The organism is Cryomorpha ignava, from assembly GCF_010686655.1.
Classification (GTDB): domain Bacteria; phylum Bacteroidota; class Bacteroidia; order Flavobacteriales_D; family Cryomorphaceae; genus Cryomorpha; species Cryomorpha ignava.
The window spans coordinates 29,135-50,911 of record NZ_JAAGVY010000014.1; the positions used below are offsets into that span (position 1 = coordinate 29,135).

General features: G+C 39.1%; 19 protein-coding genes. 7 read left to right on the forward strand and 12 right to left on the reverse strand.

Translation table 11 applies throughout. The features are described 5' to 3' along the window. The gene (proC, locus tag G3O08_RS09315) at positions 1-801 is read right to left on the reverse strand and encodes a pyrroline-5-carboxylate reductase (protein WP_163285093.1); all 801 of its coding nucleotides are present in this window, start codon (positions 799-801) and stop codon (positions 1-3) included. A 116-nt stretch (positions 802-917) separates the two neighbouring features. Here proC and G3O08_RS09320 point away from each other — a divergent pair, with 116 nt between their 5' ends. From G3O08_RS09320 to G3O08_RS09330, 3 genes are all read left to right on the forward strand, one after another. Then, positions 918-3,833: an FAD-binding and (Fe-S)-binding domain-containing protein gene (locus G3O08_RS09320; RefSeq protein WP_163285094.1), complete on the forward strand. Its 2,916-nt coding sequence runs from the start codon at positions 918-920 to the stop codon at positions 3,831-3,833. A 183-nt stretch (positions 3,834-4,016) separates the two neighbouring features. Next, the gene (locus G3O08_RS09325) at positions 4,017-4,421 is read left to right on the forward strand and encodes an antitoxin Xre/MbcA/ParS toxin-binding domain-containing protein (RefSeq protein WP_204336829.1); all 405 of its coding nucleotides are present in this window, start codon (positions 4,017-4,019) and stop codon (positions 4,419-4,421) included. A gap of 2 nt (positions 4,422-4,423) precedes the next feature. Then, on the forward strand, positions 4,424-4,879 hold the full coding sequence (locus G3O08_RS09330; RefSeq protein ID WP_163285096.1) for an RES family NAD+ phosphorylase: 456 nt from the start codon (positions 4,424-4,426) through the stop codon (positions 4,877-4,879). A 100-nt stretch (positions 4,880-4,979) separates the two neighbouring features. On the opposite strand, the gene G3O08_RS09335 is transcribed toward G3O08_RS09330, so the two are convergent. The 4 genes from G3O08_RS09335 to G3O08_RS09350 form a co-directional block, all read right to left on the reverse strand. Beyond that, positions 4,980-7,712 (reverse strand): T9SS type A sorting domain-containing protein, encoded by a 2,733-nt coding sequence (locus G3O08_RS09335; protein ID WP_163285097.1) that lies wholly within the window; start codon positions 7,710-7,712, stop codon positions 4,980-4,982. Positions 7,713-7,885: 173 nt separating this feature from the next. Continuing rightward, the gene (locus G3O08_RS09340) at positions 7,886-9,883 is read right to left on the reverse strand and encodes a T9SS type B sorting domain-containing protein (RefSeq protein ID WP_163285098.1); all 1,998 of its coding nucleotides are present in this window, start codon (positions 9,881-9,883) and stop codon (positions 7,886-7,888) included. Between the two features lie 295 nt (positions 9,884-10,178). Then, positions 10,179-11,243, reverse strand: coding sequence for a hypothetical protein (locus tag G3O08_RS09345; RefSeq protein ID WP_163285099.1), 1,065 nt, complete (start codon positions 11,241-11,243; stop codon positions 10,179-10,181). 12 nt (positions 11,244-11,255) lie between these two features. Next, a complete protein-coding gene (locus tag G3O08_RS09350) occupies positions 11,256-12,668 on the reverse strand; it encodes an aldehyde dehydrogenase (protein WP_204336830.1) in 1,413 nt (470 codons plus the stop codon). Between the two features lie 73 nt (positions 12,669-12,741). Between G3O08_RS09350 and G3O08_RS09355 the strand changes: the two genes are divergently transcribed. Next, the gene (locus tag G3O08_RS09355; RefSeq protein WP_163285100.1) at positions 12,742-14,226 is read left to right on the forward strand and encodes a TIGR00341 family protein; all 1,485 of its coding nucleotides are present in this window, start codon (positions 12,742-12,744) and stop codon (positions 14,224-14,226) included. Positions 14,227-14,232: 6 nt separating this feature from the next. Here the strand turns inward: G3O08_RS09355 and G3O08_RS09360 are convergent, their stop codons facing one another. Both G3O08_RS09360 and G3O08_RS09365 read right to left on the reverse strand, forming a co-directional pair. Next, positions 14,233-14,841 (reverse strand): T9SS type A sorting domain-containing protein, encoded by a 609-nt coding sequence (locus G3O08_RS09360; RefSeq protein ID WP_163285101.1) that lies wholly within the window; start codon positions 14,839-14,841, stop codon positions 14,233-14,235. Positions 14,842-15,160: 319 nt separating this feature from the next. Further along, the gene (locus G3O08_RS09365; protein WP_163285102.1) at positions 15,161-15,613 is read right to left on the reverse strand and encodes a 6-phosphogluconate dehydrogenase; all 453 of its coding nucleotides are present in this window, start codon (positions 15,611-15,613) and stop codon (positions 15,161-15,163) included. A 134-nt stretch (positions 15,614-15,747) separates the two neighbouring features. On the opposite strand from G3O08_RS09365, the gene G3O08_RS09370 reads away from it, so the two are divergent. Then, entirely contained in the window at positions 15,748-16,884 is a 1,137-nt protein-coding gene (locus tag G3O08_RS09370; protein ID WP_163285103.1) for a glycosyltransferase family 4 protein, read from the forward strand. Here G3O08_RS09370 and G3O08_RS09375 read toward each other — a convergent pair. The 5 genes from G3O08_RS09375 to G3O08_RS09395 all read right to left on the reverse strand — a co-directional run bounded on the left by G3O08_RS09375 (position 16,881) and on the right by G3O08_RS09395 (position 20,700). Beyond that, positions 16,881-17,810 (reverse strand): diacylglycerol/lipid kinase family protein, encoded by a 930-nt coding sequence (locus tag G3O08_RS09375; protein ID WP_163285104.1) that lies wholly within the window; start codon positions 17,808-17,810, stop codon positions 16,881-16,883. The genes G3O08_RS09370 and G3O08_RS09375 overlap by 4 nt on opposite strands. After that, complete coding sequence (locus G3O08_RS09380; RefSeq protein ID WP_163285105.1) at positions 17,788-18,702, reverse strand: phosphatase domain-containing protein; 915 nt, start codon at positions 18,700-18,702, stop codon at positions 17,788-17,790. Before G3O08_RS09380 ends, G3O08_RS09375 begins: the two co-directional genes overlap by 23 nt. A 133-nt stretch (positions 18,703-18,835) precedes the next feature. Further along, complete coding sequence (locus G3O08_RS09385; protein WP_163285106.1) at positions 18,836-19,345, reverse strand: DUF6155 family protein; 510 nt, start codon at positions 19,343-19,345, stop codon at positions 18,836-18,838. Position 19,346: 1 nt separating this feature from the next. After that, the gene (locus G3O08_RS09390) at positions 19,347-19,928 is read right to left on the reverse strand and encodes a DUF2911 domain-containing protein (protein WP_163285107.1); all 582 of its coding nucleotides are present in this window, start codon (positions 19,926-19,928) and stop codon (positions 19,347-19,349) included. 64 nt (positions 19,929-19,992) lie between these two features. Then, a complete protein-coding gene (locus G3O08_RS09395; protein WP_163285108.1) occupies positions 19,993-20,700 on the reverse strand; it encodes a M15 family metallopeptidase in 708 nt (235 codons plus the stop codon). Positions 20,701-20,827: 127 nt separating this feature from the next. Between G3O08_RS09395 and G3O08_RS09400 the strand changes: the two genes are divergently transcribed. Then, positions 20,828-21,244: a hypothetical protein gene (locus G3O08_RS09400; RefSeq protein ID WP_163285109.1), complete on the forward strand. Its 417-nt coding sequence runs from the start codon at positions 20,828-20,830 to the stop codon at positions 21,242-21,244. A gap of 115 nt (positions 21,245-21,359) precedes the next feature. Continuing rightward, positions 21,360-21,776: a hypothetical protein gene (locus G3O08_RS09405; RefSeq protein WP_163285110.1), complete on the forward strand. Its 417-nt coding sequence runs from the start codon at positions 21,360-21,362 to the stop codon at positions 21,774-21,776. Position 21,777 lies beyond the last annotated feature (1 nt).

Here is a 21,777-nt window from a genome sequence, read left to right on the forward strand (position 1 = left end):
TTAATGATCTATTTGAGTCATGCTCGCTTTCAATCCTTTAATTAAGGCCGAGCTAAATCCGTTGTGTTCCATTTCGTTAAGTCCTGCGATTGTGCATCCTTTTGGGGTAGTAACTTTATCTATCTCACTTTCGGGATGCGTTTTTCTTTCCAATAATAATGTCGCTGCTCCTTTTACAGTGTGTTGAACAATATTACCTGCAGTTTCTGCATCAAAGCCAATTTCAATTCCGCCTTGTACCATTGCCCTTATAAAACGCATTACGTAAGCAATACCACATGCTCCCAGTACTGTGGCAGAATTCATTAGCTCTTCTTTAATTATAATCGTTGTGCCAAGTGCATCAAAAATTTTAAGTGTTAATTCTACCTGATAATCCTCCACTCCATTGTGGCAAATACATGTAAGTGATTCTTTTACATCGGCAGCAGTATTGGGCATAGCCCGTATAATCGCCATTCCAGAAGGCATCTTGGCGGCAAGTGTTTCTATTGATACACCTGTAATTACAGATACAACCAATTGCCGCAAAGGATCAATATCATCGTATATTTCATCTAGAACTACTTGATAGTTAAACGGTTTTACACACAATAGAATAACGTCGGCCTGCTTTACTGCAAATCTATTATCGGTTCCGGCATGTACCCTTAGCTTTTTAATCTCTTCGAGCTTATCGCCATTTCGTCTGGTAGCATAAATATTTGTGGCAGGCACGCCGCTCTCTATTAGCCCGCTTACTAGTGCATTGCCCAAATTTCCAACTCCTATTACAGCTATTTTTAGCGTCTTGATATCCATAAAGCAATCTTTACAGCAAAAGTAAGCATCCATGTTATTAATTAACCGATAATATTTAAAACTTCTAAAGCAGCATGGGCTAACTGCCAATTACTTATTTTATGTTTGAATAAATTATGGATGCAATGATTTGGAAGGAATTAAGTCAAAAAATTGAGGGAGAGCTTTCCTTAAGCAATCTGTCTAAACTGGCCTATAGCACAGATGCTTCCATTTATAAAAAAACACCTATTGGTGTAGTTTATCCAAAACATACCGCCGACTTACAGCAAATTGTAAAATTCGCAAGTGAAAACCAAATCGGTCTCATTCCTCGTGCCGGCGGTACTTCGCTTGCCGGTCAATGTGTAGGCGATGGCCTGGTAGTTGATATTTCAAAACATTTTACACGTATCTTAAATTTAAATATCGAAGAGGGATGGGTTGAAGTACAGCCGGGCGTAATTCGCGATGAACTAAACCGTTTTCTAAAACCGTACGGGTACTTTTTTGGACCAAACACATCTACTGCTAGCCGCTGCATGATGGGCGGAATGCTGGGCAATAACTCCTCGGGAACCACCTCCATCAAGTACGGCGTAACTCGCGATAAAGTACTTGAAGTCGAAGCCGTTTTGCGCGATGGCAGTGTGGCTTTATTTAAGGAGAAAAAGCTTGATGAAATTTCTGAAATTCTCAATTCCGGATCTAAAGAAGCTGAAATTTACAACGGAGTTATAAAATTGCTCTCGCCCAAAGAAGTGCAGCAAGAGATACTAAATCGATTTCCTCCTGCAGATATACACCGCAGAAATACCGGCTATGCGGTAGATGAGCTTATTAAGTTTTTGCCTTTCGGCGAAAGCGAAAACAACCTGAATCTCTCAAAATTACTGGCAGGATCGGAGGGTACCTTGTGCGTGACTACCAAAATCAGATTTTGTATTGATAAGTTGCCGCCAGAAAACGAGGCTGTTATATGTGCTCATTTTAAATCTGTTATTGAAGCTATGGAGGCTACCGTGGCCATTATACAATTTAAGCCATTCGCCTGTGAGCTAATGGATAAGACCATTTTGGATCTAACCAGGGGCAATATTGAACAAGCCGAAAATCGTTTTTTCGTAGAAGGCGATCCTGGTGCTATTTTGGCTATTGAAGTTAGAAGCGATACACCTTCCGGACTTGAAGATGAGATTGAAAAAATCACCAGCACACTAAAAACGAAAAATCTCGGATTCGCTTTCCCAGTTGTTCGACCTCCGCAAACCGCCATGGTTTGGAGTTTGCGCGCCGCCGGCCTCGGTGTTTTAAGCAATATGCCTGGCGATGCAAAACCTGTGGCATTTGTAGAAGATACTGCAGTTTCAATTTCTGATTTGCCAGAATATATCTCAGAATTTGAATTGTTAATGGATAGGCACGGTCAAAAGGCTGTTTATTACGCCCATGCGGGTGCAGGCGAGCTACACTTGCGGCCGGTTTTAAATCTGAAAAGTCAAAAAGGAATTAAAGACCTACGAGCAATTGCAGAATCGAGCGCCCAACTGGTAAAAAAATACAATGGTTCCCTTAGTGGTGAGCATGGTGATGGGAGAGTGCGTGCCGAGTTTATCGAACTTATGGTAGGTCCCAAAAATTACGAGCTTTTTAAAGCCATAAAAAACCTCTGGGATCCAAAACATATTTTCAATCCGGGTAAGATTGTGTTTCCGGATAAAATGGATGAAGATCTCAGATATTCAGAAAATCAAGCACCATTCAGCACCCCTACTTTTCTCTTTTTTGGCAAAAATGAAAACATGCTCCAAGCCGCCGAGCGTTGCAATGGATCGGGCGATTGCCGCAACCCACATACATCAGGCGCTACAATGTGTCCCAGTTATCAGGCATCGCGCAATGAGCTTGACACTACGCGTGCAAGAGCTAACGTATTACGCGAAGTGCTCACCAATCCAGCAAACTCAAACTATCCATTAGATTCTCTAGAAGTGAAGGAGGTTCTCGACTTATGCTTGAGCTGTAAAGCCTGCAAGCGCGAGTGTCCGAGTAGTGTAGACATGGCAGCGCTAAAAGCGGAGGCGATGTATCAGTACCAACAAAAAAATGGTGTTTCGAGACGTACGGTTTTTTTCGGTAATTTTCATAAGTCAGCAGGTCTGGCAACAAGATTTTCGTTTCTGGCCAATCTTATTTTGGCTTTAAAGCCGATAGAAAACTTTATTAAATCGCATTACTCAATTGCTAAACAGCGCTCAATACCACAATTTTCGCGGAAGCGTGCTTCAAAACTCATCCAAAAATATGGAAGCTCCAATTCACCGGAATTTGTGCTGTACATCGATGAGTTTACTGAATTTCAAGATGCCGAAATTGCTCTTGCTGCCGCAAAATTATTCCAATCGCTTGAATTTAGCTTTCAAGTTGTTTATACCGCATCCGGTCGCGCTGCAATATCAAAGTCAATGCTTCCGCTTGCGCGCGAATGTGCGCACAAGGCTATAGAAAAGCTCAAACCATTTATCGAAAAATCAATACCCATAGTAGGTCTTGAACCCTCTGGAATTCTGGGATTTAGAGATGATTTTTTAAAGCTTGTAGAACCGGCACAGCGCGAAATAGCTAAAAGTCTCGCTCAAAATGCACTTACATTCGAAGAGTTTCTTTACCGACATATAGAATCTGGACGAATTCACTCCGGTCAATTTACCGAAATGGTTGAAAATGTACATATTCATTTGCATTGTCATCAAAAGGCAATGTCGCATATAAAATATAGTAAAGCGGTTTTATCGCTTCCAAAAAACTACAAGGTTCGCGCTATACCCTCGGGTTGCTGTGGCATGGCAGGAAGTTTTGGCTATGAAAAAGAGCATTTTGAAATGAGCAATAAAATAGGGGAGTTGGTGCTCTTTCCCCATATTCGTGAAAACAAAGATGCGCTCATTGCTGCGGCTGGTACAAGTTGCAGACATCAGGTAAAAGATGGCTTGAAAGTCAGGGTCTACCATCCGGCAGAGATTTTACTTCAAGCGTTAATCAAAACCGAATAATGATGTGATCCCCGTCACTTATAAACAGTGAATTAGACAAACATAATTACATTTTGAGGAATTAATCTGTAACGTTATCTGATCAATTTTTTGTACATTCGTTCAACTGATAAATAATATTATTATATGATAGCTCAAAATAAACGAAGAAATACAGATCGGTATAATCATTTAATAAAACTATTGGGCAAGAAATACATTAAAACAGACATTGAAAATCCTCTTGATTTTATTTCAGTTGCGTCTAGAGGAGTTGAAGCGGGCATTATTATAAACTTTAGAAATGCCTTTAATATTCCTAGAGATTTTGCAGCTGAAATGTTGAATATTTCTGAACCTACTCTTTACAGATGGATTAAAGAGGACAAAAAGCTTCAGAGGAATTATGCCATCCAGCTATTTGAGTTAACTGATTTGTTTCTCTTTGGGAATGAGGTGATTGGAAGCCAGAAAAACTTCTTTAAATGGATGGAACTGCCCAATCTGTCCTTGGGAGGATTGGAACCCAAAGAATTACTGAATATTCCCTGTGGCATAGATAAGGTTAGAAATTTGCTGGGGCGTGTTGATCATGGCGTTTACAGCTAATTATGAAAATTTACCGGATTGCTAACCGCAGGCACGCCAAAAATATCACTGGTGCCGGGGCTTCTTTTTATCCCGGCCGTTGGAATAATATCGGAACTCCCGTTCTATATACAGGAGAAAGTATTGAAATCGCATTATTAGAGATACTTGTACATATACCTGCATTGCTAGTGCCCGAATTAGATGTTTTAATATTAGAGATTCCTGAAAACTCAATCAAGGAAATAAAAATTAATGATTTACCCTCAAACTGGAATCAGTTTCCGGCACCCACTATACTATCTGAAGTAGGACAACAGTGGGTAGAAAATAACCAATCACTGGCAATGAAAGTACCAAGCAGCATAATTGAGTCAGCCTTCATTTTCGTTTTAAATTGCGACCATAAAAGGTATTCCGAAGTGAAGATTATTGATCACCATAAATTCTCCTTTGATTCCAGGTTGAGAAAATCCTGATAGTTTATAACCTCCATAAATTCAGAAGCCGTGCAACGTACACAATTAAAAAGGCCCTTTTCAAAATATGAAAAGGGCCTTTTCGTTTTGACTTACAATTTTATTTAGCAATAACAAATCGTCTGGTCTCAATCTGATCTGCACTGCTTAGTTTAAAGAGATATACTCCTGAAGTAAGGTTCGTAACATCAATAAATCCGGTAACCGTACCACCAGCATTATTGAGTTCTTTTTGAACAATGATCTTCCCATTAATGTCCATTATTTCAACAGTTTGCACATTATTATTCAAAGAATTGAAACGCATATTCAATTGATCTTTTGTTGGGTTTGGCCACAGAGAAAGATTGGTAATAGATTCCGTTGCAGTTAAGCCCACTGAAGCGCCATCGCCAATCACATTGATTGTAAAACCCCCTTCACTTGAGGTAAAACCGGAGCCATCTGCCATATCTCCGGTAAGTACGACGCAATAAGTTATTGAGCAGCTGCTGCCATCTGGCGAAGCAAAGGTTGCTGTAAGGCACAAAGTAAAAGGGCCATCGCCAAAGTACTCGTGACTGGGGAAAAGATCTGTACTTGTAGTTCCGTCGCCAAAATCCCAAAGAACTTCTACTGCAGCCAGGATGTTGGCCGAAGGCACAATCCATATTACATCTTCGCCAGTTGAATCTGGAATTACAAAGAAGTCAATGCTGCAATCAAATTGGTAAATGCAGCTACCATCGTCTTCTGTAGCTTCCGGATTGTAATTATACGCATTTGGGTCGGTGCATCCGTAAATGACATTTGTGGAGTCACATCCTGAACCAACCTCGAAACTTACTGCCTGAAAAGACCCAATTAAACCTTCAGCAATAGGCATACTATCAACAAGAACGGTATAATATCCAAGCTCAAGTGTATCGCCCCAAATACCAATAATCTCAAGAGAGTAGCATCCGTCTTCCAAACATTCATCAATAATTGTAACATTTTGATTTTGCATAGCACCGGCTAATGCATATCCATCAGTAGAAGTTATTAACCACTCCGTATAAGGAACATTATATCCATCTATGATTATTGTTACCGGAGTGCAATCAGAATCATACATACAAGATCCATCGTCTAATATTGCCTCAGGGTTGTAATTTACTGCTCCTGGGTCTGTACATCCATAAATCGGTAGCGTGTTAGCACATCCTTCTTGATTAATTCCAAAGGTTACAGCTCCATAATTGAAATTGCTCAATGCTCCCGAAGCGAGGATGTCGCCATCAAGAATCACTTCAAAGTTGGCGCCATTCCATCCATCGCCAAAACTGTCAAACATCTGAAACGTATAACATCCATCTGAAAGACACCATTGCGAAACGTATTCTAGATTATCGGAATATCCGTTTCCAGTGGCAACTATTATACTATCAGCGTTCACCAAATTCCAAGAAATCTCATTCGCCCAAGTTCCAGTATTTATGACAACCTGAATTTCGTTAAGCTCACAAATTGTTGCGTATTCGCAAGAACCATCATCTTCTGTAGCTTCTGGATTATAATTAATTGCTTGCGGGTCTGTGCAGCCTAATACTTCTGTGGTGCAAGTTGAATCTACTTCATATTGTAAGAAACAGGTTCCTGCGTCTCCATAATATCCATCTATCATTAATATATAAGTCGTGTTCTCGTCCAGTACCCCACATTCAAAATCGAGTGCCGACATAAGGCCTTCACCTGCATTTCCATCGCAATAGATCATTTCTCCACCGCACTCTTCAAATATCCCGAACTGTGTATCTGTTAATGTGTTAGAGCCATCATACAACGCTTCAAGATGAATGCTTGCAGGATAAAGGGGCGTAGTAAACGTGTACCAAACACTGGTTTGCTCACCTTCTCCCTGGCCAAAGCCCCAGCACTCGCCCCAGATTCCTTCGTTTTGAAAAGCAGTAGAGTTATTTATTAATATTGTGCTTCCGGGAATCAGTGGAATAGCATTGGCGCAAAGATCATTTTCTGTAATTGTGGCGTATTCGCAAGAGTTGTCATCAATTGTTGCAAAGGGATTGTAATTTAGAGCCAACGGATCAGTGCATCCAGAAACAGGAGGAGTTTCAATGCAACCTTCCTGATTAATCCCAAATGAAACCGAACCGTAATTGCCGGAAAGCAATGTGCCGCTTTGAATAACAAGTCCATCTACCACAACTTGAAAAGTGGATTCATTCCAACCGTCGCCAAAAGTGTCGAACATTTCAAAAGTATAGCAGCCATTTTCCAGACACCAGTTAGAGCTATAAGTATTATTGCTTTGATATTTTCCACCGCCTGCAACACTTGTACTATCGAGCAACAGATTCCACGATACTTCTTGACCCCATGACTGAGTTGAGATGCTTACAATAACATCATTTAATTGGCAGGTAGTTACGTATTGGCAGGAGCCATCATCTTGGTTTGCTTGTGGATTATAATTGATGGCTAAAGGATCTGTACATCCGTAAAGCGTTGAATCTGCACAGTAATTAAAATTAAGTGGAATATCAATTAAATCATCAAATTCACTGGCATTCCAGCTTTGGAAAGTATAATTACCCTGACAATTATAATAGCCCGCTCCAATAAACTGTATTGATTCTCCCGAAGGCAAATCAATCCACTGGGTCTGGATATTGCCTGATGGCTCGGTGAATAATAGCACCGGCGTCATGCTACTGTCTCCATAAATCGAAACATCGATTTGTACCGGACTTGCAGGCGCATTTGCCATAAAGCCATATAGATAAACACCGTTTTGAGAAAAGGATGAAACGCTAAGCGCAATCGAAAAGAGGAGAGATAGAAGTAATTTCATTTCTGATTAGGTTAAATGACTGTTTGGATTTCACCTAATTGACTTTTTATTTTTTAGAAAGTTGCCTAAAGCTTTTTGAAAATTTCCCTAGTTTTATCATCCCATTCCAATTCAGGCTCTCTGGCCTAACTAAGAAAGTAAATATCATAATTTTAATGTTATTTTAAAAAATACTACCGCAGGATTTGAACATATCCATTTTCGGTTTGCACCTCAAGGCTCTCGTTAAACTTTTCGCCCCAGCGATAAGTAATTCGGTAAAAATAAATACCTGGTTCGACAAAGTATCCATCGAGCCCTCCATTCCAACGCGTTTCCAAATCTTCACTTTCAAATACGATTTTTCCCCAACGGTCAAAAATCTGCATATTAAAATTTGAAATAGGGCAGGAGGGTACTACAACAAGCAAGTCATTAAGTCCGTCTCCATCGGGAGTCATGGCATTTGGAATGTACATATCGCATGGGCAATCATCGCCAATCTCGAGATAAGAAACACCAATTTTAAAATCGCGATCAAGCCTGCAACCACGCCCATCTTCTACAGATAAATTGTAATCGCCGGCACCGAGCCGATCATAAAAACCTTTATCAGACCGATTACCCTCATTGAGTTGCCATTTTATTGGCTCTTCTCCACCCGAAAGCAAAACGTCAATTAATCCATTATCGAATAGGGGACAATTTACCGGATGTACCGACCTGATTACAAAACTCAAATCTGTATCATCGCCAATAGTAACATCAAGAGATGGTGTGCATCCCGAGGCAGTTTGTGCAAGTACTGTATATTCTCCTCTCGATAGGCTTGCAAAGTAGGCAGTGTCTTGCCATCCGGAAACACCCTGGATACTGTACTCAAAGTCAGCATCATACTTAACTTTTACGATAAGGCTTCCAGAATTGTCGCCGCAGAAAGAATTTTTTGAAGAAACGAGTTCCATTTGCGGAGTATCACGCGCAATTTCAACGCTATCTATAAATTCACAACCTTGCTGATCTATGATGTTTAAAAAGTATTTACCTTGTATTATATTATTAAAATCCGGGTTTTCTGAATCTGTAACACCATTTGTAATTGAATAGATATAAGGCTCCGTACCACCACTTGCCTGAAAAATTATCCGACCGTCATTTCCTTCACACGTTTCATTGCTACTTTGAAAACTAGCTTCAAAATTTATGCATGCTGCATCTTCACATTTTGTGGTGGCATTGTTTAATAGAGTTTGAAGAGACGTATTTACATAAGCTGTTAGCTGGTCTGTTTGACCCTGAGAAAACATATACAAACAGGCATCGTCGCAATAATCCATATATGAAGGCCACAAAATTGGATCGGTACAATTAATAAGCTCTTCGCCTATGGCATAGCAGCCATAAGTAGCGGCATTTGTAATAGGCGTATCGGCAATTCCATCACCGTCAATAGCGCAATCGGGATTGTTAAAAGGATGATTTAAAGAAAGATAATGACCGAGTTCGTGCGTTACGGTTCTTCCCATATTATAGGTTGCCATAAGTGTATTTCCACCGCAGCTTACCGATCCAAAAGAGGTGATGCCGCAAACTACGCCATCTCCATTTCCATCGCCCCCAAGAGGTGAATACCCAAGAACACCGCCATTCATATTACGCACAAAAAAGTTAATATATCCCGACCATTGAGGTATATCATCTATTGGGCCATACTCATTTAAAGTAACTGCATAGTCGCCTTCGGCAATGCCAGAGCCGGCTGGGTGATTTAAAGTGGCAAGACAGAACTCCACGCAACTTTCACCATTTTGAATTTGCGGCCAGCGAATTGTTCTTCCTTCCGTCCATTTATTAATATCTGGATTTGTACCACCATAGTCTTGATTGATGGATTCTACCTGACTCAAAGCCATTTCAAGCGCACAAGCATAATCAATACCTACATCTTGAAAGTGCACTGCCACCGGCAAATAGAGAATCTCATCGCAATCGGCCTTCATCTCACTATTGTGACTCTTTAAATACGTTTCAATTTTTTGATTCTTTTCAGCAAATTGAGCTGCATAGGCAGAATCTTGCATTAAAATTTCATGCCGTTCATCAGTGCCGCATCTTATAATCCCGTTATTATTTTGAGAAAAAGCTGTAAATGAGAATAACAATAAGAAAGTGAAAACAGAAAATAGTTTCATTTTTTCGATTTACGGCTGTTAACATCTGTGTATAAAAAATAAACAGACCTGTTAATCAGCTCAATGAATTAATTTAACCTTGCAGGGTTTTAAATTTTAAAGCGCATTTCAATTATTGACGCAAAACAGGCTGAATAGATGCATAAAAAGATGCTTTTATTTTCACTTTTTATCATTTCAAAAGACTTCAAGTAATAGAGGAATTTGTGAACTGGATAAAGTTCATCCAAAAAACCCTTTCCCCAATTGTTCATTCAGAAATTAAGCTGAACAAGGTCATCTGGTTTAAAGGAAATTAAATCTTTAGTATCGAGCATGTTTGATCAAACTCTGCCTCTTCTGTTTGTGGATTATCCGGATCTGTTATAATTTCTCCATCTACAATAAAACGATACAGGTACTTTCCGGAGGAAAGATAAATTGGGAAATTCCAAGCTCCATTTTCATGATTCATTTTAAAGTTTTTCCTGGCCCAGTCAGTAAACGTGCCGGTTACGATTACTTCAGCGGCTGTTTCAAATTTGTCTAATTTGAACACATGATTAGGTTTTATGCAAATAAGGCTATTAAAACCCTCATTGCGCTCTACCCGATAAGGATTGTTTGGGTCCAAAATCCATTCATTGTCCACAACATATTTATACTCGTACATGCCGGGAGCTAAGGCATAATGCAGTTCCCACCCGCTAGGTGTACGTAGCATTTGCAATTCAGTATAGTTCCATAAATTAAAATTCCCTGCTAGTCGAACTTCAACCGCGTCGAGATTGCCATAAAGTTTAAACACGCTGCAATCGCCAATTGACAAATAAGAATTATAATTTCCGGTGCCATCAGGACGTACTGCCGGGTTGTCAGGATCTGTAATCCACTTTCCATCAACAATAAACTTATAAGCGTACGTGCCGTCTGGCAAATAAAGAGGAAGTTTCCAGATATCTCCTTCGCGTTTCATTTCTAATTCACCCACAGTCCACCCGTTAAAATTTCCAGCAACGAAAATCTGAGAAGCCTCATCATGCTCTCCCAATTCAAAAACATGATTTTCAATAAAGAATATCGAGGCACGGCCTAGTTCATGATGTTGGCCTTTTAGAAGATTCTGCTTGTCGAGAGTTTCTTTGCCATCTACAATAAACTTATAAAAGTGTTGTCCCGGCTCAATGCGTACATAGGTTCTCCAACCTGAATCGATCTTGTCCATTTTAACTTTATCACAAAAGCTACCCTGAAGTAAGACCTGCTTTGCCTTTATATTGCCCGAAAGGAAAAAACAAATTTCGTTATTGTCAGAAGCGGAGATCGATTTTCCGGTTAGGTTATTTATACCATATTGTACGTAGTGTTTAAGTGCTTCCAATGTTTTAGATTTTTAGAGTAGCTTCTTTAGCCAGCTTAGTTTCGATTGGTTAAAAGGCGGGTATTTTAGTGCCGGATCAAACCAGGTTTTACTAATCACCAGACTTTTGGCATGGCTAAAGCACTCAAAACTATGCCAGCCATGATAGTGTCCGCTACCGCTACCCTGCACCCCTCCAAAAGGCAAATCAGGATTTCCGAGATGCACCAAGGTGTTGTTCACGCAACCGCCTCCAAAAGATAGTTGGTTTAATATCAATTCTTTAAATTCTTTATTGGATCCAAAATAATAACATGCCAAAGGATATCTGTTGCCTCGCACAATTTCAGAGATTTCGCGACTGTGTGTAAAAGGTATAATTGGCAAAACGGGTCCGAAAATCTCATCGCGCATCACAGTACTGTTTAAATCAACATTATCCATAAGCGTTGGTTCGATATACAGCTTTTCTTTATCTGTTTTGCCCCCATAAACTATGTTGCCGTCTTTGAGAAAATTGGCTACGGCACCAAACCGTTTTTCGTTGATCATTCTGGGGTAATCAGCTGATTTTCGCGCATCAGTTCCATAAAATTCCTGAATAGTTTCAATCAATAAACCGGTAAATTTTTCTTTAATTTTGGATTCTACCAATAAATAATCCGGTGCTACGCAAGTTTGACCGGCATTGATAAACTTACCCCAAATGAGACGTTTTGCAGCGACTTTAAGATTGGCGGAGCTATCGATAATTGCAGGACTCTTGCCACCAAGCTCAAGGGTAGTGCTTACCAGATTATCTGCTGCTTGCCTGGCAATATTTTTTCCAACTCCCGGGCTTCCGGTGAAAAATATATGGTTGAAAATATGCGTTTTAAGCAGGTGAGGAACCACTTCGCTTCCCACTCCCTGAACGACGCTAATGTATGCCGGATTGAAAATTTTTGAAATAATTTTTTCTGTAATTGCCGCAGTGGCTGGAGCTTCTTCAGAAGGTTTGATTACCACTGCATTACCGGCTGCGATAGCTCCTACAAGTGGGTCGAAAACCAGATTAAACGGATAATTCCAGGGTGCTATAATCAATACAACCCCTTTCGGCTCGTACCGCAATTCACTTTTTGAGGGCTCAAAAGCCAATGGAGTAAACCGCCTTTTTGGTTTCATCCATTTCTTTAAATTTTTGAGGGCAAAGTCTATTTCGGCTTTCACAATCCCGATTTCTGTAAGGTAGCTTTCAGTCTCAGATTTCCCTAAGTCGGCATTTAGAGCCTTGAAAATTTCGTCTTCATGATCTTGAATACCAACACTTAACTTTTCGAGCATTTCTTTTCTAAAAGAATACGAAAGTGTATTTCCCTTATCAAAAAAGCGGCGCTTTTCATCAAAGAGTGCCTTTATTGACGTGTGATTTCTTGCAACTTTTATTTCATTTGTCTCTTCCAAAATAGTGAATTATGATTTTTATAAATATAGCAATTCAAAATCAATTATCTTTCGCTCAATTTTAAAATTAGGCATGAGCGAGGAAAATATTGAGAAACCGGATTTAATAGATCAGGCGACTTTAGATAAGGATAAGCGTGTAGAGCAAAGTTCGCAAAATATCAAAAGACGTTTTAAGATTTTGATTCAAGAACTTTTAATTTTCTTTCGCGAACTTCTTGCCCTAAAGGATGAAACTGACTACGAGCAGACACGTACCGGAATTATTCGTGACGTTACTTTTCGGGGTCCTACAGTATACATCCTTATTTGTTCCATAATTATTGCATCTGTTGGCTTAAACCTAAATTCACCGGCAGTCATTATTGGTGCGATGCTTATTGCTCCTCTTATGGGGCCAATTTTGGGTGTCGGTCTCGCCTTCGGCACCAATGACTCGCCATTGCTTGGCAAAGCGCTCAAGAATTTTGGAGTAATGGTAACTATAAGTCTATTTACCAGCACGTTATATTTTCTTCTCACTCCGCTGGTAGAATATCAACCTGAGATTTTGGCGCGCACCACCCCGACGACCTTGGATATTCTCGTTGCTATTTTTGGGGGTATTGCCGGAGTGGTAGCAGGTAGTAGAAAGGAAAAAAGCAATGTAATTCCCGGTGTTGCCATCGCCACAGCGCTTATGCCACCCCTCTGTACTTCCGGTTTTGGATTGGCTACAGGTAATTGGCATTTCTTCTTGGGCGCTTTCTATCTCTTTATGCTTAACAGTATTTTTATTTGTGGTGCTACTATAGTTGGAGTTCGGTTTTTGGGATTTCCATTAAAGAAATTAATCAACAAACAGCGCGAGCGAAAAGTGCGCAACTGGATGGCCGCCATTATGATTATCATGATTTTTCCGAGCTTTTGGATTTTTTATGGTGTTGTAAAAGAGTCGTGGTTTAAAAGCCATGCAGATAAATTCGTAAAAGAAGTGATAAAGATGAAAGGAGCGCGTCTGGTTGATACAAAGTTTATTTATGCCGATACTGTTCCATCCATTGAGCTGTTTATGATCGGTGTGGAAATTCCAGATGACACAATTAAGAAATGGCAAAACCAGATGGCTGGCTACGGATTGGAGAATTCCCATCTGGATGTTTATGGAATTGGTGAATCTAATAAAGATCCCGATTTTGAAATTTTAAGTGGGAAATTGAAAGAAACAATTCAGGCAGACGTGGTAAAGCAGTTTTATTCATTTAGTCAAGAAGAGATACAAAGCCACGAAAAGCAGATTGAATTTTTGCAAAATGAATTGCTTAAACTTAGACCGAGAGATGTCAAAATGGTTAATTTGGCGAAAGAAATGAAGATCCAATTTGAAAATTTGGAAAGAATCTCATACGCAGATGCTATTGAGAGCGATTTTGGTAATAAAATTGATACCATTCCAACCATTCTTGTAAAATGGCGAAATGGTATCAATAACAATCAACTTAAAAAAGATGAAATTAAAATTCAGAAAATAATGCAGTTAAGACTCGAATTAGATACGGTAAGAGTTATACAGTATTAGAATTAATTATCTATTAATCAATATCTTACCCGTTTGTATCTGTTCGTTTTCTTGCGTGAGCACAAAAGTGTAGAGTCCTTCGCTGTAGCCTGAAACGTCGTGGCTCGATATACCATTCATTAAAAATTCAGCTACCTTTCTGCCTTGAGTATCATAAATAGTCATATTCGCATCGGGAAGAGGAGTATTGTCATTCCATTTCCATGAAAGTTGATTCACAACCGGATTGGGAAAAAACGCGAAATATGCAGGTTTTTCTGCTTCTGTAATGCCAACTGTAGAAGCTGAAACTATTACAGAACCGGTCATTCCCTCATGCACATCACATCTATATGAGTAAGTACCTGCTATCGTAAAAACAAACTCATAAGTCCACCCGGCAGGACCAGTTTCATTTCCGAATGAATCAGGATTATTGGGGAAATCTATTGCATTTCCATTTACGTTGTGAAAACCCAGCGAATTAGTCCACACAACAGTATCGCCCACGTTAATTTCGAGTTGAGAGGGACTAAAGACATTATTGGAGACATTAACATTGTAATGAGTTTGTGCCAAAAGTGAGCCGGAAGCGAAAAGCGCTATAGAGGCTAAAAGGGTGTAAAGTTTTTTCATGTTACAATTTGATTTAGGGGGTTAGTTCATAATTATACAAAGGTATGACGCTCGAAATTAATAAATGTTGTAAAAGGTTGGTTAATTGAGTAGGGAGTAGAGCGTAGAGCGTATTTTGTATAAAGTAGGTTGTAGCGAGAATTTGAAACTCGTTTATTTCCTACAAGGCCGCAATAAATTGTTAAAAGCGAGGCAATCTCAAGGCAGCATCATAGCCAGTTGCTTATTGTCTATTGCCAATTGCTTATTGCCTATTGCCAATTGCCAATTGCTTATTGCCTATTGCATCATTGCCAATTGAAATTGACTTCTAATACATCTAAAAGCCACTTCTTCTATCGGGTACTTCGGGCGCATCAGAGCGTTCTACCCCGGTAATGAAGTATTTAGTTTCTCCGCGCCAGGGCAGTGTTACATATTTTTCTTCGTAACGAAGTCTTACGCGCTCTCCAGTTAGTGAAACTTCTTCGAGTTTACCAAAAACTTCCTTGTCATTTTTCTCAACCGAAAATAAAAAAGTTTGTGAGAGACTATTGGCGCTTTTTACTGCCCCAAAACTCATTACATCCATTTGACCTTCATAGGTTTTAAATAATGCTCCGCGTTCGCTAACTTCTATAATTACTCCAGATTTCACTCCTTTGCTCAAGGTGGCATAATAAAAGAAAAACATTAAACCGATTCCTATAATAAGCAGTAGGATGGCCAGCTTCTTAAAAAATCTTTTAGCACTGTTTGTGGCATTCGTCGTTTTCTCGGAAAAAGTAGTCATATAAAATACTTGATTTTGGGGCAAAATTAATCATTTCCAATTAAGAAAGTGATGTTCTTTGGGCTAATTCAAAATCCAATCATATCAATTCAATTCCTTATAATTCCAGAGCGACACCTTGAAAATCGCATTAAGTGAAATTATTCTGCGATATTTGTCCAATGTGTGCTTTGAAAATATTACAGCTAAGTTCAGAACAGAGCTGGCGCGGTGGTGAGCAGCAAATAGCCTATCTTATTCTCTATCTCAAAGCGCAGAATGTAGATGTAGTAGTATGCACGCGCAAAAATTCAGCTTTTTCGGCATGGTGTAGAGAGATGGAAATACCCTTTTATGAACTGGGTTTTATAAATGGAGCAGACATTAAATCAGCGCTCAAAATCAAGAAAATCGTAAAAAGGGAAGGTATTGATATAGTAAATGCGCACTCCGGCAAGTCGCATAGCCTTGCCTACCTTGCTTTAAGGCTTGGTATGAATAAGCCGCTCATTGTACATCGTAGAGTAGATTTTCCGCTAAAAACACGTGGTTTTTCGCTTGCAAAGTACAATCATAAAAATGTAAAAGGAATTGTCTGTGTATCTAAGGCCATAGCAAGGCTTGTGAAAAGAGCAGTGGAAAATCCAGAAAGGGTCAAAACGGTTTATAGCGGAATAGATCCGGCGCGATTTTCAGACAATAAACCCAATGGATATATTCACAAAGAATTTAATATTGATAAAAGTAAAAGACTGATTGCCAATATTTCTGCTATTGCACCTCACAAAGACTACCAGACATTTCTGCACACGGCAAAGCGCGTAACTGAAAGCCGTGACGACTGCCATTTTTTGATTGTTGGTGAAGGAAATCTTCGTCATGAAATACAAGAATTAGCCAAATCGCTTAAACTAACGAATTCAGTGAGTTTCACCGGATTTAGAAATGATATTCCAAATCTCTTCCGCGAATTAACACTGTTTTTAATCACCTCGGACACCGAAGGTCTGGGCACTACTGTAATTGATTCTCTCTGCAATGGGATACCTATAATTGCCACCAAAGCAGGCGGAATTCCTGAACTGGTGCGCGATGGAGAAGAGGGATATTTGTGTGCTATTGCAGATTCTGAATGTCTGGCGGAAAAAGTGAATCTGCTTCTCAATATGGAAGAAGAACGACAAAAAATGAGCAAAAAAGCAATTGAGCGGGCAAAGCTTTTTACAAATGAACAAATGGGAGCAGGGGTATTGGAAATATATCGTCAAATTAAAACGGGTTCAACACTTTAATCTATCTCACTATCTCCTTGTTTTGCATCATTTGAAATATAGGGGTTTCCCAGATGGGTTTGGAAGAGGAATTCTTCTGCCAACATCTTCACATTTAGTTGATCGAATTCGCCTATCACCTCGCCATCAGCCTGCAAAAATTGTGGATTGGAAAAGCTTATCACAGCCTTTTCAGTAGTAATAATCCTGCTGACATTTTGAGGAGTATATAGTTGATCAATTGCAGAAAGCCCTGCTTTGAGAATTGTCCCCAGGTTTATTTCTTCTACGATTACAATTTCAAACACACCATCAAAAGGATTTCCGAATTCGGTGATAGAAACACCGGTGCCAAATTTTCTGCCATTCGCAATAATGATCATTACACAGTGGCCGCTTATTGTTTCTCCATTTGCTTCTACTGAATACTCAATTCGCTCCATATTTTGAAGCTCCCGTGCGAAATACTTTCCATAAGTGAGCATACCCCGGTTCTCATCTTCCTCAAAAGCTTTCACCACACGAGCGTTTACTCCAATGTCAGCAAGGTGGATAGATTTTACCGAATGGTTTATGCAAAGCATATCCATCTTTCTAGCGATTCTTGATTTTAGCAAATCATCAAAGGCCATATTAGGATCTTGATTGACTCCAAGTTCTTTTGCCATTCCGTTTGCCGATCCAAAAGGAATAATTCCAACAGAAGTTTTACCATTTGCTGAAGCTAGAGCGGCAAGTGCAAATGTTCCATCTCCGCCAACAGCCATAATTAAATCAAACGAATCGCTCTTTAAAAATTTCGCCAATTTCTTTAAATCGTTGGTGCCTGTGGTTTCAAAAATGGCGGTTTCAATTCCATAAAAGCTTGAAGTTTCCTTAAAGTACTCAATAAAGTCGTCCTTATCATTTCCACCAGAAATGGGATTAAGAACTGCGACTATTTTCATGTATTAATTTATTTATATCAGTTTGAATGTCGGCATAATCATCATAATAATGAACAGGAATTTTCCCGTCAGGCATTTCCCAAGTTACATTTTCCGATTTTGAAGATTTCAGGCTTCCGGTTTTACGCAAATAAACACTGTGGATTCGATTTGGCAATTTTTGAGCTACTTCACCAAACACAGTAAAATCTTGTTGTGAGTCATCGCCAAACAAAACTATTTTCTTATCTGGAAAATGTCGCAGCAATTTCATGATCCGATTTATTTTATAGTCCTCTCTTTCAGTTTTAACAAAAAGATTTTTGAACTCCTGATGTGGGCGCAGGTAAATGGGGCCTGGCGGCAATTTGTGAAGATGTATAAAAGTTGAGACCAAAGAGAAAAGGTTGTATTCACTGGCAGAAACGTAGGCAAAAGGAAAGTTATTTTTGCTCAATTCACGGTAAGCCAATTCACTTTCTTCAACCGTTTTCCGTTTTGGAATTGGCTTGAAAAGCATGAGCCAGAGCTTTGAAAAGAGCCGTGCTGAATGCGAGACCAGTATGGTGTCGTCAATGTCTGAAATAATCAGAAATTTACTTTTATGGTAGGAATAATATCGGTTTTCACTCTGAAGCACATCCAATTGTTCTGATGAAGCCGAATGAAGGAATTCTATTGTTTCAATCCGTTCCAAATCAAGTGTCATTTCAAAATTACCATTATTATCAGTTACTACAGGGTAAATTTCCCCATTGATCTTCAAATCTATATTTCTTCTCCCTGCCGAATCATAAAAATAGGAGCGAAGTATTTTCCAAAAAAGTTTTAAGGCTCCATCATTTTTGTCTATAAATTTTGGATGTCCGTTAATTGCAACTCCATTTAGCAGCCAGCCTCGTTGCGACTGCACTGCCTGATAAGTCCAAATAGATAAAGGTCGCGAAATAGTAATGGGTTTTATAGGTTTAGAAAGATAGCAGTTTCGAATCGAAATTGTTTAATTTAAAAGCTTCATGTAAAGTCTATTTTACAGAAACACATTTTTATTTGTCCCTCATCACTTCTCCAAAGTCAAAGTAATTTAGCCATTTCTGTTCTTGAGCATTTTGAATAATTTTGATGAATCGATTTTCTGAATCGACTAATAATCCATGATACTTGGCATGATTTACGGCTTGCTCAAAAGAATTGAGCATACTTTTGTAAAAAGATTCTTGATTTATGGTTCGCTGAAAAGTAAAGGCCTGTGCTGTCTCAATATTAAAGAGCATCGCATCAAGCAGGAGGGAGGGTTCTACTTCAATGGTTATAAAATGCTTAATGAGTTTTTGAGCAACAGAACGTCGCATTTTTGGTTTTCTTTTTCCAGGAGGGAAATATTCTTTTCCAACCCGGGTTTTAAAATCATCTATTAACTTGTCTTCCTGCGGATTGAAAGCAAAATCGTAATAAACTTTTACATCCTTAAATCGTTCGTAAAGATCTAGGATCTGTTCGTTAAGTTGTTTTTTGGTAAGATCCTTTAGGTAATTCTGTAAATCGCGTTTCGACAAATTATTCGATTTTGGTGTCTTGAGAATTCCCGTTTGACTTTTCCAGAGTTAAGTCTACTCTAGTAAAATCCCACGCCAGCATTAAGTTCAGCGGATCTCTCTCAAACTCTATTGTAAGCTGTTCGTAAACCATAAAATTTCTCATGGGTCTCACGGTAGCAGTTACTACATCGAGCTCGGGCTGCCGAGCTGCTTTCTCATCCCAGTCAACGCCCCAGCCGGGATGGCCGCTGTTAAAAATTATTTCCCATTCTGTAGGTTTCGGAATTGTCCAGAGGGTATATTTTCCTGCCGGAAGCTTCTGACCCTGAATTACTAAATCTGTTGCTGTTACGAAAGTAGTGGGCTCGTTGGCACCGGTACGCCACACTTGGCCGTAAGGCACTAAACCCCCAAATATATCGCGGCCTTTTTTAAACGGGCGACTGAAGGTGATTTCAACATCGTATCCATTATCGGTATAGGTAATCGTTTCTTCGGGGCTGTGTTTTTTGGTTTGGAATTTCATCACCTGCAAGCTGCCGAAGGCAACGACGAACAGAATTACAATTCCAATTAAAAACCATTTAAAAAATTTATTCATGGGTTTCAATTTTGGTTGCAAGTTAGTAAGTATTGATCAAATTCTGCTGCAGACGGCCTAAGTTTTATTCAATGTCAAAATCAAAATATGTGTCGGGAAAGGGTTCGTTACGCAGTGTAAAATGCCACCATTCTGTTTCTATTGGTTTAAATCCGGCAAGCATCATAGCATTTCGGAGAATCAATCTTTTATCGCGCTGATCTTTTGGTAGTGCCTGATATTTAGAAGCCGATTCCGGCCCGAAAAAATCAAAGCTTGTTCCCATTAGAACTATCTCTCCGTTAGAGATGTAAACAAGACCTAAATCTATTGTACTTCCCCGTGAGTGGCCACTTTTGGATGCGATGTAACCCTGCTTGAAAAGATTTTTTTTGGAAACATCGGGATAGAAAGCTTGCTTGTTAATTGTATCATTTAACAACCGGCTCCAGCTTACAAACATGTTAACTGCTTTTTGTGGTCTGTAGCCATCGTATATAATAATTCCATAACCCAAACGATTCAAAAGTTCAATTGCTTTCTCTAAAGAATCAGCGGCCGCCCTGGTAAGCAAAATCTTTTCTGCATTATAGCCGTTTATACGTTTTCCTACAAAATTATTGGATGTTGCATATCTGACATCTATGTACACGTTAGGAGGTCTGGACTGTATTTCAATGAAATCTGAAGGAATATTTGAGTCAAATTGACTCCTCTCAATTTTCTCTTTTACAGGATTTAGACTGATGGTAATCAGCGCATAAATCAAAAGATTAACTAAATAAGTGCCCATATTAAATCAATTTATGGCATATAAGATAGAATTTTTTTGTGTTAATCATTTTCTTGAACTTTAAAATCAAGTAAAGTGTTGTACCTTAAACCCGTTAATCAAATCTCTCACAACCAAATTTCTCCTCATGGAGTTCAAATATTACATAGATAAAGAACAGAAAATAGTTGTGAGATCTTTTCATGGTGAAGTTTCTCTTGAATCGCTGGAAAAATCGCTCGCTGTGGTTTGGGTAGATCCAGATTACAGTCCCCTTTACAGTGGAGTTGCAGATTTTAGAGATAGTAAGCTTCTTTTTTCAAAAGTTATGCTTTACAAAATTATCAAAACAGTGTCAGATAATTCCATGAGTTTGCAAGGTAGAGTAGCCATACTTGTTTCGGAGCCTCTTTCTGCAGCAATGGCTACTATTTATGGTGAGCAATTGAGGAATATGAGCCAAGTGGAGATTTTTTGTTACACGTCAGTGGCAGCGAAGTTCTTAGAAGTTGACACGAATATTCTGGATTGCTTAAGCGATGTTAAGCCAATTTATGTGGAATAGGGTAGGCTTTATCCACTCAAATATGAGATGGGGATTTTTCTAATTTTCAGAAATAAGAAATGTTTTCTATCTTTCTAGCCGTCAATTACACTTTCAATCCTATTTGTTACAACCCATGGAGTTCAAATTTTTTATAGATGTAGATCAGAAAGTGATTCTAGAAACTTTTTATGGTGATATTTCAATATCAGACATTGAAAAGGCTATTCCACATATATTTAATCATCCCGATTATAATAAGCACTTTGATGTTGCTATTGATTTTAGAAAAGCGAATAGCAAGTATTCAAAGCAAGCTTTACAAGATTTTATAAAAGGCTATGTGGAAAATGATCAAAAAGTGCTCGGGAGGGTAGCCATTTTGGTCTCTGAACCTACGTCGGCAGCTATGGCTACTTTGTATGGTGAAGAGATGAAGGAAATTCATACCCTTGGGATATTTTGTTCAGAATCGGAAGTTCATCGTTTTTTGCGTATTTCACCAGAGATATTTAAAAAAATTGATGCTCTGGAAACAATATCACTGGAATAAA

Coding starts and splice junctions, on each gene's coding strand:
- G3O08_RS09340 (WP_163285098.1), bottom strand. CDS start 9,883: ATGAAACTATTTTCTGTTTTCACTTTCTTATTGTTATTCTCATTTACA.
- G3O08_RS09320 (WP_163285094.1), top strand. CDS start 918: ATGGATGCAATGATTTGGAAGGAATTAAGTCAAAAAATTGAGGGAGAG.
- G3O08_RS09365 (WP_163285102.1), bottom strand. CDS start 15,613: ATGACTACTTTTTCCGAGAAAACGACGAATGCCACAAACAGTGCTAAA.
- G3O08_RS09360 (WP_163285101.1), bottom strand. CDS start 14,841: ATGAAAAAACTTTACACCCTTTTAGCCTCTATAGCGCTTTTCGCTTCC.
- G3O08_RS09405 (WP_163285110.1), top strand. CDS start 21,360: ATGGAGTTCAAATTTTTTATAGATGTAGATCAGAAAGTGATTCTAGAA.
- G3O08_RS09400 (WP_163285109.1), top strand. CDS start 20,828: ATGGAGTTCAAATATTACATAGATAAAGAACAGAAAATAGTTGTGAGA.
- proC (WP_163285093.1), bottom strand. CDS start 801: ATGGATATCAAGACGCTAAAAATAGCTGTAATAGGAGTTGGAAATTTG.
- G3O08_RS09330 (WP_163285096.1), top strand. CDS start 4,424: ATGAAAATTTACCGGATTGCTAACCGCAGGCACGCCAAAAATATCACT.
- G3O08_RS09375 (WP_163285104.1), bottom strand. CDS start 17,810: ATGAAAATAGTCGCAGTTCTTAATCCCATTTCTGGTGGAAATGATAAG.
- G3O08_RS09390 (WP_163285107.1), bottom strand. CDS start 19,928: ATGAATAAATTTTTTAAATGGTTTTTAATTGGAATTGTAATTCTGTTC.
- G3O08_RS09335 (WP_163285097.1), bottom strand. CDS start 7,712: ATGAAATTACTTCTATCTCTCCTCTTTTCGATTGCGCTTAGCGTTTCA.
- G3O08_RS09355 (WP_163285100.1), top strand. CDS start 12,742: ATGAGCGAGGAAAATATTGAGAAACCGGATTTAATAGATCAGGCGACT.
- G3O08_RS09395 (WP_163285108.1), bottom strand. CDS start 20,700: ATGGGCACTTATTTAGTTAATCTTTTGATTTATGCGCTGATTACCATC.